The sequence below is a fragment of the Rhodovulum marinum genome (genome assembly GCF_004343075.1).
GTDB lineage: Bacteria > Pseudomonadota > Alphaproteobacteria > Rhodobacterales > Rhodobacteraceae > Rhodovulum > Rhodovulum marinum.
Genome location: NZ_SLXP01000012.1, coordinates 50,624 through 64,506 on the forward strand (window position 1 = coordinate 50,624; position 13,883 = coordinate 64,506).

Consider the following 13,883-nt stretch of genomic DNA (forward strand, 5'->3'; position numbering starts at 1 on the left):
TCTGCGGCAGATCTGCGTTCCAGCCGGAATGTTGGCTGAATTCCTTCAGGCCCCGATTTCCTCGTGTTCGGTCAAGCATTCCGAATGGTCCCGCAACACCTCAAGCACCTTGCAATCTCCCGTCCGCCCGCCGCTGCATTCGTGAACCATGCGTTTCAGTTCCGTGCGCAGCGCCTTCAGGCGGGCCATGCGCTGCTCCACCTGTTTGAGCTGGCGACGCGCGATGGCATCAGCCTCATCACAGGGCCGGTTGGGATGGTCGCTGAGGTCGAGCAGCTCGCGGATCGCATCGAGCGAGAAACCGAGTTGTCGCGAATGGCGGATGAAGGACAGCCGGTCGAGCTGTGCATTGTCGTAGCGCCTCTGCCCGCCTTCGGTCCTGCCAGGTTCGGGCATGAGCCCAATCTGTTCGTAGTACCGGATGGTCTGCACCTTCGTGCCAGTCTTCTTTGACAGAGTACCGATCGTGAGCATTTTCGCCTCCATGAAAAAGATACAGTTTGTGTAGGTTTTGCCGTCGGAATAAACAAGTGTCGGTTTCACAGACGCGTGAGTTCAAGCTATACCATGATTTCGTGCTTGAACCTCTAGCGGCTAGAGGATGTATCCGCACTTGCAATAAGAATCAAAAACAGGCGAACAGGATTGTCCCTTACATCGGCACAGAAGTTTCTTTGGGTTTTGGCAGGCGTGGCAGCGCTTGCCTTCGTATGGCTCTTGCTATGGTCCGATTATCGTGCCGATAGCGCCCGAACTGACGCCGAGCCGCCTTTTTTCGCTGAGTTCGAACTGACGGACCACCAGGGTATGGTTCAAACCGAGGAGGACTTTGCGGGGCGCTGGATGCTGGTTTTTTTCGGCTTTACCAACTGCCCCGACGTCTGCCCGACGACCCTATCTGAGGTCGCGGCGGTGATGGACGGTCTGGGCGACGATGCCGCCAAGGTCCAGCCGATTTTCATCACCATCGACCCCGAACGGGACACGCCCGCCGCACTCGCCGAATACGTCCCGCTGTTCGATGCGGGCATCATCGGTCTGACCGGCACGCCGGAACAGATCGCCGCCACATCCGAGACGTTTCCGATCTTCTTTGAACGCGTCGAAGAGGCTGCGGCGCCGGATGGTTACACGATGGGCCACACGTCGCATTTGTTCCTCTTCGATCCCGACGCGGGCTTCGCCGACTCGTGGCCCTACGGCACCTCCGCCGAAGAGATACTCGCCGATCTGGAAGAGAGGTTCTGACCGACATGAACCGTATGTCCGGAGAAACAGCCCTCGGGCTGGCGTGGATCATCGCGCTCGTCGCCTCGCTTGCCGTGCTTTTTGTCGGCGAGGTGCTGGGGCAGACGCCCTGTGTGCTGTGCTGGTTCCAGCGCGCCTTCATGTTCCCCTTGGCCATTGTCCTCGGGCTCGGCCTTTGGTGGCGGGACGGCCGCGTGGGGCGCTACGGCATCGCATTGGCGCTTGGCGGCGGCGCAATCGCCCTCTGGCACATGGGGCTGTACGTCGGTCTTGTTCCCGAACGCGTCCAGCCCTGCACGGCCACCGGCCCCTCTTGCACCGATGACAACCAACTGGTCTTCGGCATCCCTATCCCGCTGATGGCGCTCGCCGCCTTCGCGCTGATCGGGGCGCTGTCGGCCCTTTCATTGAAGGACACACGAACATGAATCGACGCGGCCTGATCCTGTCCGTTCTTGCCCTCGGCGCCGCCGGTTTCGGCGGAGCCACCTGGTTTGCAATCCGCCCCGGCCCAGTGGCCGAAGCGGAGCCCGTTGCTCCGGAACTTGCGGAGGCGATGATCCGCCCCTACTCGCCCATCCTCGGGCCTGCGGATGCGCCCGTCACGATCGTCGAATTCTTCGATCCGGCCTGCGAGGCCTGTCGCGCCTTTCATCCCATCGTGAAGGACATCATGGCCGAGCATGGGGAAGCTGTCCGCGTCGTGATCCGCTACACGCCCTTCCACGGCGCGGCATCCGAGGAAGCCATCCGCGTGCTCGAAGCGGCGCGCATGCAGGACGTTTACGTGCCGGTGCTCGAGGCCGTTCTGCGGGAACAGCCGAGATGGGCGTCGCACGGTGCCCCGGCGCCTGGCCTGATCCTTCAGATCGCCGCCACGGCCGGACTCGATGCCGAAGCCGCGCGCACGCAAATGCTGGCACCCGGTGTCGTGGCGATCCTTAACCAGGATCGTGCTGACGTCGAGGCCGTGGGAATTCGCCAGACGCCCACATTCTTTGTGAACGGCAAGCCGCTCGATCCATTCGGGGAGGCAGAGTTGCGTCGTCTGGTGGCCGCCGAAGTCGCTGCCGCGCAAAGCTGAATGGAAAGGGCAGGATCAGAACGATGAAAAAGTATATTTTGACTGGCACACTGGCCGCGCTTTTGACCCTTGGAGGGCTCTCGGTGCCCGCGCTGGCCGGACCCGAGGATGTTGTCGTCGAGAACGCGTGGTCCCGCGCCTCCATCGGGATGAACCGTCCCGGGGCCGCTTACATGACGATCCGCAACACTGGCGACGAGCCGGTGACGCTGATCGGCCTTACAACACCGCTCGCGATGATGCCCGAAATCCACGAGACGAAGACCAATGCCGAAGGTGTGAGCTCCATGAGCCCGGCGGGGGAGATCGCGATCGCCCCGGGCGAGAGCGTCGCGCTCGAACCGGGGGGCCTGCACGCAATGCTGATGCGGCTACAAGAACCGATGACGGAAGGGGACACCTTTCCGCTGACCCTGCTTTTCGACGACGGAGGCGAAGTGACGGTCAAGGTGCCGATCCTCGGAATCGCCGCGCGGGGGCCAGAGGACTGATGCGGCGACGGGCGGTCCTGGGGTACGGCGCGGCTGGTGTCGGGGCGGTCGCCCTGATGCTCTTCGTCGGTTGGTGGCAGGTCGATGGACCCGGTGGACCCGAACCTGTCGGGCAGCGGCCTGTGGCCCTGACCGAGATGGATTTCCGTCTGACGGATCATGAGGGCAACGCGGTCGGGCCGGAAACCCTGATCGGTCGCCCGACGATGGCGTTCTTCGGCTTCACCTACTGTCCCGATGTCTGCCCGACCACGCTTTCTGACATTTCGGGATGGCTCGACGATCTGGGAGACGAGGCCGACGAGATGAACGTGGTTTTCATCACGGTCGATCCCGAGCGCGACACTGTCGAAACGATGGCCGAATATGTCGGCTACTTCCATCCGGCGATCCGCGGCTGGACGGGACCGGAAGAGCAGATAGCGCGCGTCGCGGACGGCTTCCGCGCCACCTACGAGCGAGTACCGGCGGAGAGCGGCGATTACACGATGAACCACACCGCGAGCGTCTTCCTGTTCGCAGCCTCTGGGCGATTCGTCACCATGATCGACTATCACGAGCCCAAAGAATTCGCGGTGCCGAAGATCCGCCGCGCGCTGGAAGAAGAAATGGAGGGGGCGACATGAGGCTCAGAACTTTGGCGGCTTGTGTCGCAATTGCGGGGACGGTTTCGGGAGCGGCTATCGCCATCTCTGATTCCATGTCGAAAGAACCCGTGCCGCCGGAACTTGCCCAGGCAGGTAGCTGGATGCCCCAAGGTCCTGAAGCCCCCCAGAACGTTGACATCCCCGTGACGCTGCCCGCGGCGGCATGGGCAGACGATGCACCCGACCTCAGCCCGCTGCCCCTTCTGCAGGCCGCGTTTGCCGACAGGCCGGTGCAAGCGATCGAGCCACCCCTGTCGACGTGGTCGCGCGACATTGCTCCGGGCGAAACGCTCGATTTCTTGCTGTCAGAGGCCGGTCTTGCGGCACCTGACAGAGCCGAAGTTGCCCTCGCGCTTGGTGCGGAATACGATCTGCGACGGCTGCGGCCGGGGCACTCGGTCACTGTCGCTTCGACCGTGGACGGCAGCCCCCGCACCGTCTCACTCGCCGTCGAGGACGGGGTTCGGATCGAGGTGGTTTTCGGCGAGCAGATGTCCACGCAGGTCGTGGCTCCGGATCCGGAAATCGTAACCCTTGCCGGCGAAGCCATGATCGACAGCTCGATCTTCGCGGCACTCGACGAAGCCGGCATACCCGCCCGTTTTTCCGTGGACCTTGCGCAGATGCTGGGTGGGACCGTGGATTTCCGCCGCGAGATGGCCGGTGGCGAAACACTAAGGCTTCTCTGGCGTGAGGCGCGGGTCGGAGAGGACAGGATCGGACAGCCCGAACTCGCCTTCGCCGCACTGGAGATCGGCGGTTCGCTTTACGAGATCGTATGGCCGGACGACGGCAGCGGTCAGGCGACGATCTACGTCGATGGCGAGGTGCTGCGCGTCTTCGCACAGCCGGTAGAGGGTGCGCGCCTCAGCTCGGTGTTCGGACGCCGCACGCATCCGGTCTTTGGCAACGTCCGGATGCACACCGGCGTCGATTTTGCAGCGGCACGTGGGACACCGGTTCAAGCGACGGCACCGGGGCGGGTCAATTTCATCGGCTGGCGCGGCGGATATGGTCGCGTGGTCGAAATCTTGCACGGCTCCGACACCATGACGCGCTACGCGCATCTGAGCGCCGTGCCGGAAGACTTGGCACAAGGCCAACGCGTTGCGGCGGGAGACGTGATCGGCCGCGTCGGCGCGACTGGCACGGCGACAGGTCCGAACCTGCACTATGAGGTGCTCGTGGATGGGCGCCCGACTGACCCCCTCTCTGACGACCGGCTCGCCGAAGCGGCCGAGAGCGATGCGGATGATACCGCCGCGCTCTCGCGTCTGGCCGAGGCGCGGGCGCTTCTGAATGAAAACCTCGGCAGCGAGATTGCCAAAACGACAACCGAAAGGCTCTGACCCATGAAACGCATGACACAAGTTCTTGCCATCACGCTCGCCCTGTTCCCAGCGGCCCAGGCCCTCGCAGAGGCAACGGCGATCGACGTCCGCAAGACCAACGGATGCGGCTGCTGCCTCTCGTGGATGAAACATCTCGAAGAGAACGGGTTTGTGCCGACCGGCCAGGACATGTTCGGCGGGCTTCTCGTGCGCTTCAAGCTAGACAACGGCGTGCCGCAGCGCATGGTCTCCTGCCACACCGCGCTCATTGACGGCTACGTGATCGAGGGCCATGTACCGGCCGCTGACATCCGCCGCCTTCTCGAGGAGCGCCCGGACGCCGTCGGCCTCGCTGTTCCGGGGATGCCCTATGGCTCGCCCGGCATGGGGCCAGAAGACGACCGCGAGGCCTATGATGTCTTCCTCATCCGCAAGGACGGGTCGACGGAAGTCTTTTCGAGCTACGCCGAAGGATAATCTGGCCCGCCCATGGAAAATCTGTCTCCGATAATGCTCGGCTTTCTCGGAAGTCTTGCCGCCGGATCGCTCACAGCAGTCGGAGCAGTTCCCGTGCTGTTCGGGCGCATCCCGTCTCGGGCCACACGCGATCTGTCGCTCGGCTTCGCTGCCGGTGTGATGCTCGCCGCTTCTTTCTTTTCGCTGATCATCCCGGCATTGGATGCGGCGGAGCCGATGTTCGAAAACGGCGCGATGCCTGCGGCCATCGTATGCGTTTCGATTCTTCTGGGCATGGGGGCTGTCGCCCTGATGAACGAAAAGCTGCCGCACGAGCACTTCAAGACGGGACGCGAAGGGCCCGAAGCGGCGTCTTTGCGGCGGGTCTGGCTGTTCATCATCGCAATCACGATCCACAACTTCCCCGAAGGCCTTGCGGTTGGGGTCGGCTTCGGATCCGGAGGTATGGAGGGCGGTCTGCCGCTCGCCATCGGCATCGGGCTTCAGAATGCGCCCGAAGGATTGGCCGTCGCTGTATCTCTGCTGGGCGAGGGATATCCGAAGCTGCGCGCCTGGGGCATCGCGGCGCTGACGGGCATGATCGAGCCGATTGGCGGTTTGCTCGGGGCCGGCATCATCACACTGTCGGAACCGCTGCTTCCATGGGGTCTGGCCTTTGCCGCGGGCGCAATGCTCTACGTCATTAGCCACGAAATCATCCCCGAAACCCATCGCAGCGGCCATCAGAACAGGGCGACGCTCGGTCTCGCAGTCGGGCTCGTTCTGATGCTGTTCCTTGATGTCTGGTTGGGATGAGGCAATGTCACTAAACAAGGTATCTCCGATGATCGGCGTCTTCGCAGCACTTGCTGCGTTCGCGATCGATCAGATCACCAAAGCCATTGTCGTTGCGAATGCCGTCACTTTAAGCGCCGGAATTCCCGTGTTTCCGGGATTCAACCTCGTCTTTTATCGTAATGACGGCGTGACTTTCGGGATGTTGGGCGGCGCGCCGTGGTGGAGCCTCATCGCTTTCGCTCTTGCCATCTGTGTTTGGCTGGGGGTTATGCTGTTTCGCGCCGACAATGCGGTGGAAACGCTTGCCTACGGTGCGATCATTGGCGGAGCCCTGGGCAATGTCATCGATCGTGTGCGGTATCGGGCTGTAACAGACTTTCTCGATTTCTACATTGGCACAACACATTGGCCTGCCTTCAACTTGGCCGATGTATTTGTCGTCAGTGGCGTGGGGCTCTTGCTCGCCGCGCCATGGATCAGCGCGCGGCGTTCGATCAAGTCGTGAAGCCGGAAATTCTGAACCGCATCGCTCTGCGCCACCGTTTGCTTTCGCGGATGACGCTTGGTTTCGCCGCCGGGGCGATGACCGTTCTGACTTTCCCGCCTCTTTCGATTCTCCTGCTCGTTCCCGTTGCCTATTCCGCGTTGTTTGTCGGGCTTCGCGATCTCTCCTTCGGGCGCGCTTTCCTCGTCGGCTGGGCGTTTGGTCTCGGCCAGTTCGGTTTCGGGATTTGGTGGATCGCGGAAAGTTTCTACGTCGAGGCCGAGCGGTTTGGGACGATGGCGATTCCGGCGGTCGCGGGATTGTCCGCAGGTCTCGCGATTTTCCCAGCCATTGCCGCTGCGCTTTTTGCCGAAATCGCGCGGCGCGGAGCCATGGGCAGTCTCTTGGCCTGCCTCCTGTTCGCGACCTCCTGGACCGTGGCCGAGTGGTTGCGTGGTCACGTTCTGACAGGGTTTCCCTGGAACCTGGCCGGTTACGCACTTGTAGACTACGCCGCCCTTCGCCAGACCGCCGCCTGGGTCGGAAGCTATGGGCTAAGCTTTCTCACCGTGTTCGTCGCGGTACTCCCTGGCGCGGCTGCTATGGCGTCCGGGCGGCAACGATTGACCATCTCGCTCATGGCGCTGGCCGGAATCGCGACGATGTGGGCTGTCGGCACGCTGCGCCTCCAGTCGGATGCACAACAGCCACCCGGTGTCGACCTGCGCATCGTCCAGGGCAACATTCCACAAGAGGAGAAATGGGCTCCCGAGAACCGCGAGGCGACCTTCGCGCGCTATCTTGAGCTTTCAACCCGGCCCGGCGATTTCGACGTGCTTCTCTGGCCGGAAACCGCCTTTCCGGGTTTCCTCGATGAGGATACGGAGGCACGGGCCCGCATTGCCGCAGCGCTACCAGACGGCAGAGTGCTGCTTACCGGTGTGCCGGACCGTGTACCGAGCGAGGATGGCACCCGATATTTCAACACGGTCCAGGCATTTGACGAGACCGGCGAGATCCTGACCGGATACGCGAAACACCATCTCGTGCCCTTCGGCGAATATGTGCCATTCCGCGGCTGGTTGCCCATCGAGCGGCTCACGGCGGGTCTGGGCGATTTTACGCCCGGACCGGGCCCGAGAACGCTTGCGCTTCCGGGTGTGCCGCTGGTCGCCGTGGCGATCTGCTATGAGATCATCTTCCCAGGGCATGTGGTCGACGACCTGTTCCGGCCGGACTGGATTTTCAACGCGACAAACGATGCCTGGTTTGGCACCAGCATCGGACCCGAGCAGCATCTGGCTTCCGCACGTATGCGCGCCGTAGAGGAAGGCCTTCCAGTCATCCGAGCCGCGAATACGGGCATCTCTGCGGTCATCGACGCGAGCGGAGAGATCGTTGCGCGGCTCGATACCGGCGAAACGGGCATCATCGACGCTAGCCTGCCCTCCGCGCGACCGCCGACACTCTACGCGAGCTTCGGGGACTGGATGCTGTTGGCGCTCATCTTGGCTTCGTGGAGCTGGGCAATGGCGCCAATGCGACGGCTCACTACCGCCGCATGAGAAAGACCGTCATGCAAAGATGTGGATAGGTGTCCCGTCCTTCACCATTGCATAGATGTCCTCGATCTCCCGATCCGTGACCGCGATGCAGCCAGCTGTCCAGTCGCGGACATTTGTCGGGTCGATGCCGGGGCGTGGGCCACCATGGATGAAGATGTCGCCGCCGGGGGAAAGGCCCTGCGCTTCGGCAAAGGCGATGTCGGCCTCGTTCGGATAAGAGATGCCAATCGAAAGATGGTAGGTGCTGTTGGGGTTTCGCCTGTCGATTGTGTAAACTCCTTCCGGAGTCCGGCCATCCCCCTCGAATTGTTTGTGACCCTCAGGAGCGAAACCCAGCCCGACCGGATAGGTTTGCAAGACGCGATCGGCTCCGTCGAGAACAAGCAAGCGCTGTCCCTTGTAAAGCCGAACACGGGTGACTTCGGGTCCGTCATAGCTGCGGAACTTGCTGGCACACCCGGACAGAAACGCTACCAGCCCGCCCAACAGGACGGCGCGGCGGGGAAATCGGATGGTTTTCACTGCTCGATGCCTCTTTCGTGAGGTCTGTTATGGACATTACGTTACCTTGCAAATGCTGCGTGATCAATGTCCGTGGGCAAGCGCGGCCTTTGCCATCTGTGGGCCAACCTGCTCACCGCCGGACGGCGGCGCCTTGGCCTCTTGGCTGTTCAGCAGGCGCAGGGCATTGGCCACCACCAGCAATGACACTCCTACGTCGGCTGCAATCGCGCCCCACATCGATGCCAGTCCGAACGCGGTAGCGACAACGAAAACGCCCTTGGTCGCCAAGGAAATACCGATGTTCTGATGAATGATCGACATTGTCCGGCGCGAATGACCGATCAGCCAAGGCACCTTGCCGAGATCGTCGGTCATCAGGGCTATATCCGCCGTCTCGATTGCCGCGTCCGAACCAACGGCACCCATTGCGATGGCGTAATGCGCGCGCGCCATGGCCGGGGCGTCGTTGACCCCGTCGCCGATCATGGCCACCATGTCATGCGTTTCGACCAGTTCTTCGATGGCAGTCACCTTGTCTTCGGGCAGAAGCTCGGCACGGACCTCGTCGATGCCGACCTCGGCTGCAACAGCGCGCGCTGTCCGCTCGTTATCACCGGTCAGCATGACGATGGTCTTCACACCCTGCGCGTGAAGCTGCGCCACGATGCCTTTGGCATCCGGGCGGATACGGTCGCGCAATTCCAAGATGCCGGTGACACCGGTGTCGTCGCCCACGGCAACAAGGGTGCTGCCAGCCCCTTCGATGCGGTCGCGCAAATCCTTCGGAATGGCGTCGCCGAAACCCTTCTCCTCGGCAAACCGGTCCGACCCCAGCCAGATCGACCGGCCGTCTGTGCGTCCTTCAAGTCCCCTGCCCGGAACGGTTCGGGTATCTTCCGCGGCGGATACCTTGATGCCGTCGGCTTCTGCCCGCGCAAGAATGGCGCGCGCCAAGGGATGCGAGGAACGTGCCTCCAGCCCAGCGGCGAGGGTCATCAGATCTTGCGCCGATGCTTTGCCCAGCGGATGCACCGCCGCCACCTCGGGCTCGCCCATGGTGATCGTGCCGGTCTTGTCCATGGCCAGTGCAGTGGTCTTGCCCGGTGCCTCAACATATGCACCGCCCTTGATCAGCACCCCGGCCCGCGCTGAGGCGGTGAGTGCAGCGACGATGGAGACCGGTGTCGAGATGACCAGAGCGCATGGGCAAGCGATCACCAGCAGCACGAGTGCATTGTAGAACCAATAATCCCAGGCCCCCCCGAAAATGAGCGGCGGCAGCAGGGCAATTGCAATGGCGAGAGCCATGACGATAGGCGTATAGATGCGGGCGAATTTCGCCACCCACTGCTCCACCGGCGCGCGGCGGGCATGGGCGTCGCCGACCATGCGGATAATCTTGGCCAACACGGTGTCCGAGGCGGCCTTCGTGGCGCGCACCGTCAGTGTGCCTTCGCCGTTGATCGTACCGGCATAGACTTCGTCGCCCCGTTCCTTTGGGACCAGCGCACTCTCTCCGGTGATCGGCGCCTGATCGACGGCCCCTGCCCCATCGACAACCTCACCATCCAATGGGATGCGGTCTCCGCCGCGCACGATGAAACGTGCGTTGATAGCAACCGCAGAAGCCGGAACGTCCGCTTCCGAGCCGTCATCATGAAGAACTCTTGCCGTCGGCGGCGCGAGGTCGAGCAGAGCTGAAACCGCATTCCTCGCACGCCCGACGCTCCAGCTTTCGAGGTAGAGCGAGAGCGAAAAGAAGAACGCGACTGTCGCCGCCTCGAAAAATTCGCCAAGCCCGATGGCACCGGCCACGGCGACCACCATGAGCAGGTTCATGTCGGGCGACAGCCGCCGAGCGGACGACCATGCCTTGGGTGCCACGAGCCAGACACCGAACAGGATCGCAACCGCGAACAGCCCTGCCTCGACCAGTGGCATCGGCGCTTCGCCGTGACCCGCGAAGAGGCCGAGCGCCCCGCCCATGCCGGTCTCGATGATGTGCCACAGAAATCCCGCGGCCCAGAAGCCTCCACTGAGCGCCGTAAACAGCCGCTGTCTTGCAAGATGGGCCGCCTGGTCGACCGACGCGTTCTCGGCATCCCAAGGCTTGGCGGTCATGCCGGTGCTTGCGACCAGTTCTGCAATTTCGCCGTCCGATAAACTCTTGGCGCTGTCGAGAATAGTCATCCGCCCATTGATCACGTCGAACGCGAGATGCTCGGCCCCGCCGATCTTCGGGCCGACCACCTTGTTCAGGATTGCTACCTCCTCGGCGCAATCGAGGCCGGACACCTGAAAACTGCGCCCGCCCGCTGGCGCGGGGGTCGCCGGAACGATGTCGCCGCACGTTCCGGCGCTCCCGCAGCAGCTGCCGCCGCTTGTCTGGGCATCTTCGGCGTGATCGTGGTCGTGACGATGGGTGTCGGGCGGCATGAATGGACCTCTGGATTCGGGTGCTTTACCATGACATAGCCCCTACAGTAGCTAGAGCTTCAAGAGCAAAATACGGTGGTATTTCAGTTTGTTTTATTGCTAGAGGATGCGGCGACCGGCTCCATCACGCCTTGAGGCATGAAAAGCCGATGCAAAGAAAAACAGACACGAAAGGAAGCTTGATGCGGGTTTTGATGCTGAAGCAAAAAATAATTGTTGCAGTGGCGCTGTCTCTTACGGCCGGGTGCGCAATCCAGCCGACTGGACCGGGCGACTCGGCAGACCGGCGGGGCAAAGTTCCCGAAGCCGTGATTGCAATGGCTGCCCCGGATCAGGATGTTGCAACCGCGCGCTTGGTGCCCGAGGACGGGTGCTACTGGTACAAACACAGCGGCCCCGTAGAAACAACCTTGCTGCCGCTGCGCACGGCGAACGGCAATCGTATCTGCACCCCTCGCGAAACTTAATTGCGTTTGCCGTCCGCTGCTTGGCTTAGCTGCGGGCAGTCACGCTGTCCTCCGCCGAGTAAAGATAGGCGGTAGAGCCGGTCTCGACGTTCGGGTAAAGATCATTGATATGAGCCATGACCATCCGTACGCAGCCCGAACTTGCGCGGCCACCGATACTCCGTGGGCTCGGAGTGCCATGGATGCGCAAAAGGGTATCGCGATCCCCGACGTAGAGATACAGCGCCCTCGATCCAAGCGCGTTTTCCGGTCCCGGTTCCATGCCATCGGCAATGTCAGCATAAAGTTCGGGGTCGCGATTGATCATGCTCTGTGTCGGTTGCCAGTGCGGCCACCTGACCTTGCGCTTGATGGTATAGACACCCGGCTCGTAGAGGTTCCCCCGCGCGATGGCCACGCCGTAGCGCATCGCGGTTCCACCCTCTTCAATGTGGTAAAGATATCGTGCGACCGCGTCGACATGGATATCTCCCGGCACGAGACCGGCCTTCGCGACCACACGTTGCGGTAGGAACCGCGGGTGCAATCCCCATGGGTTGGAAGTCTCGGCAACATAACCCTGAGGCGTCACCTGTGCGTCCCATTCAGCCTTCTGAGCCTCGGTGGGCCAAGTGTCGGCAAAAGCCATACCGGGACCGGTCACCGAAAAAAGCGCCGTTGTTGTCTGAATGAAGTGTCGTCTTGTCAGCATTTCGTACCCTTTCGGTTCTCACCGGCGATTGATGGCAAGAACGGTATGTGTTCTCCTTGAACAGATAGGACTTCTAGTGGCTAGAGGTTCAAGGGCAAATTTTCGTAAGTAGACATGCGATCCTTGCAGTTTCCAGTTTGCTAGGGAGGAGAAAACTGCTCGCACAATACCTGGTCCGAAGTTGCGCAGCGACAATTCGTTAAGTCGCAGATTGTCTGGAAATTTAGGCACAGCGGCTTCGATATCGCGACCATGAGATCGGGAACGTCACGGCACAGGGAACTTGCGCCACTCGCAAATGCTACGATGCCATCTCTGGCTCCGGCTCTCATTCCGTTATTTCGCCCCGTTACAACCTTCACCCACTGGAGCTTCAAGCGATCAATTGTCACAAAAACGTGAGACGAATGGCTAACGAACGCTTTGGGCTGGAAAAGCCTTGTCGCATTCGAACGGAAAGTGGCTTAAACGATCATCTGGGGCGGCACTAAAGCGTGCCAGGTCAAGCCGGTGTCAGCCTCGACAAATGACCTATATTAGGTCAGCTTTCCACATGCGATACCTCCCGTTCCCCGTCACCTCGCGGATCAAACCGCTTGCCTCCATCCATGCGAGATTGCGCTGAACGGCGGCGCGGCTGGCTCCGGTCATGGCCTCAGCCATCGGGGCGGAGACCAAGGGCCATTCCGTGAAAACCTTTCGCAAGGCAACCGGCGTGCGGCCAGATAATTGCGCCATGACGTTTTCTGCCCGCCCGATCCACACTTCAATATCATCAAGTGTTCGCATCGCCGTTAGAATTGCGCTGTTCATCCCATCCAACCAGCGGGCCAAACGCTCGGGTGGCAAGCCCGAAACGCGCAGCCCCCCGGCCCCGGCCATAGCGAGCGGCGCGAAGATGGCACCGCTTCCATCGCTGGTCGCGATCCTAGACGCGGTGACGGCAGCTTCGATCTGGTCGCCGTGGCGTCCGAGGCCCGCCAAGCTCCACAGGTGATACCCCATGCACGCCCGCGTGATCGGGTGGAGACCCTTTGCGGCTGCCATGACGTCCAGCCACCCACCCGCGCGATCCTCGAAACGCTCAGCGCTGTCTTCAATGTTCTCGGGGTCGCGGCGATCCAGAAAAGCGGCCAGGTCAGCCATCGGTCCGGGACCGCCTGTCAAGCGCCGAACAGCCCATCCAACGCGTGCCAAGGCATTTGGGTCATCCTGTGCACCTGACAGCCGCATGGATACCCAGAGCGCCAGACGATCAGTACTCACCCGATCTCCTGCGACCCAGCTGAGGGCCGCTGCCTCGACAAGAGCGAGGCGATGCCGCCAGCCTTCCGGGCCGCGCAGCAGCCGGTCATCCAGAGCTCCCAGGCGTCCAGCCACCTTTGCTAGCCGCGCAGCGTGAACGCCTTCTGCCTTTGCCCAGTCTTCGATGACGGCAGTGTCCGGCGGTTCTGCACGCGGCCCGGGAGGCAAATCATCTGGTTCTTCTTCGAATGGTCCCGGCAGAAACCAGAGATCCTTTTCGTGAGCCTCTGCATCCTCCTCGGTAGTGATGAGGGGGTCGTCGTAACCATCAGTCAAAATAGAGGCTCTCGTATTCATATGTGCAAAATACTTATTTTTTGCACATTACCCAAGTGATTTTGTGGCGGTTGCCTACGCCCTTTATATAGCACGCTCG

General features: G+C 61.8%; 16 protein-coding genes. 11 read left to right on the forward strand and 5 right to left on the reverse strand.

Going from position 1 to position 13,883, the window contains the following annotated elements; all coding sequences use genetic code 11:
• Positions 1-45 precede the first annotated feature (45 nt).
• Positions 46-474: a MerR family transcriptional regulator gene (locus tag EV662_RS15710; protein ID WP_013959865.1), complete on the reverse strand. Its 429-nt coding sequence runs from the start codon at positions 472-474 to the stop codon at positions 46-48.
• A gap of 171 nt (positions 475-645) precedes the next feature.
• On the opposite strand from EV662_RS15710, the gene EV662_RS15715 reads away from it, so the two are divergent.
• Genes EV662_RS15715 through lnt form a run of 10 tightly spaced genes read left to right on the forward strand, consistent with a single transcriptional unit; the run spans position 646 to position 8,104 of the window.
• A complete protein-coding gene (locus EV662_RS15715) occupies positions 646-1,248 on the forward strand; it encodes an SCO family protein (RefSeq protein ID WP_018001723.1) in 603 nt (200 codons plus the stop codon).
• 5 nt (positions 1,249-1,253) lie between these two features.
• Positions 1,254-1,676 carry a disulfide bond formation protein B gene (locus EV662_RS15720; protein ID WP_018001722.1) on the forward strand — a complete coding sequence of 141 codons (423 nt, stop codon included), beginning with the start codon at positions 1,254-1,256 and terminating at the stop codon, positions 1,674-1,676.
• A complete protein-coding gene (locus EV662_RS15725; protein WP_018001721.1) occupies positions 1,673-2,332 on the forward strand; it encodes a DsbA family protein in 660 nt (219 codons plus the stop codon). Before EV662_RS15720 ends, EV662_RS15725 begins: the two co-directional genes overlap by 4 nt.
• A gap of 23 nt (positions 2,333-2,355) precedes the next feature.
• On the forward strand, positions 2,356-2,823 hold the full coding sequence (locus EV662_RS15730; RefSeq protein ID WP_018001720.1) for a copper chaperone PCu(A)C: 468 nt from the start codon (positions 2,356-2,358) through the stop codon (positions 2,821-2,823).
• Positions 2,823-3,449, forward strand: coding sequence for an SCO family protein (locus EV662_RS15735; protein WP_026155632.1), 627 nt, complete (start codon positions 2,823-2,825; stop codon positions 3,447-3,449). The genes EV662_RS15730 and EV662_RS15735 overlap by 1 nt, the downstream gene beginning before the upstream one ends.
• Positions 3,446-4,819, forward strand: a complete 1,374-nt coding sequence (locus tag EV662_RS15740; RefSeq protein WP_026155631.1) for a M23 family metallopeptidase — start codon at positions 3,446-3,448, stop codon at positions 4,817-4,819. Before EV662_RS15735 ends, EV662_RS15740 begins: the two co-directional genes overlap by 4 nt.
• Before the next feature lie 3 nt (positions 4,820-4,822).
• Positions 4,823-5,278, forward strand: a complete 456-nt coding sequence (locus EV662_RS15745; protein WP_018001717.1) for a DUF411 domain-containing protein — start codon at positions 4,823-4,825, stop codon at positions 5,276-5,278.
• Positions 5,279-5,290: 12 nt separating this feature from the next.
• A complete protein-coding gene (locus EV662_RS15750) occupies positions 5,291-6,073 on the forward strand; it encodes a ZIP family metal transporter (protein ID WP_026155630.1) in 783 nt (260 codons plus the stop codon).
• Positions 6,074-6,101: 28 nt separating this feature from the next.
• The gene (gene lspA / locus EV662_RS15755; protein ID WP_018001715.1) at positions 6,102-6,560 is read left to right on the forward strand and encodes a signal peptidase II; all 459 of its coding nucleotides are present in this window, start codon (positions 6,102-6,104) and stop codon (positions 6,558-6,560) included.
• Positions 6,527-8,104, forward strand: coding sequence for an apolipoprotein N-acyltransferase (lnt, locus tag EV662_RS15760; RefSeq protein WP_018001714.1), 1,578 nt, complete (start codon positions 6,527-6,529; stop codon positions 8,102-8,104). The genes lspA and lnt overlap by 34 nt, the downstream gene beginning before the upstream one ends.
• A gap of 9 nt (positions 8,105-8,113) precedes the next feature.
• Here the strand turns inward: lnt and EV662_RS15765 are convergent, their stop codons facing one another.
• Positions 8,114-8,626, reverse strand: a complete 513-nt coding sequence (locus tag EV662_RS15765) for a L,D-transpeptidase family protein (protein WP_018001713.1) — start codon at positions 8,624-8,626, stop codon at positions 8,114-8,116.
• A 63-nt stretch (positions 8,627-8,689) separates the two neighbouring features.
• On the reverse strand, positions 8,690-11,044 hold the full coding sequence (locus EV662_RS15770; RefSeq protein WP_018001712.1) for a heavy metal translocating P-type ATPase: 2,355 nt from the start codon (positions 11,042-11,044) through the stop codon (positions 8,690-8,692).
• A 182-nt stretch (positions 11,045-11,226) separates the two neighbouring features.
• On the opposite strand from EV662_RS15770, the gene EV662_RS15775 reads away from it, so the two are divergent.
• Positions 11,227-11,511, forward strand: coding sequence for a hypothetical protein (locus EV662_RS15775; protein ID WP_038068706.1), 285 nt, complete (start codon positions 11,227-11,229; stop codon positions 11,509-11,511).
• A gap of 25 nt (positions 11,512-11,536) precedes the next feature.
• Here the strand turns inward: EV662_RS15775 and EV662_RS15780 are convergent, their stop codons facing one another.
• Positions 11,537-12,202 carry a L,D-transpeptidase gene (locus tag EV662_RS15780; RefSeq protein ID WP_026155629.1) on the reverse strand — a complete coding sequence of 222 codons (666 nt, stop codon included), beginning with the start codon at positions 12,200-12,202 and terminating at the stop codon, positions 11,537-11,539.
• A 531-nt stretch (positions 12,203-12,733) separates the two neighbouring features.
• Positions 12,734-13,804: a hypothetical protein gene (locus tag EV662_RS15785; RefSeq protein WP_038068700.1), complete on the reverse strand. Its 1,071-nt coding sequence runs from the start codon at positions 13,802-13,804 to the stop codon at positions 12,734-12,736.
• Between the last annotated feature and the right edge of the window lie 79 nt (positions 13,805-13,883).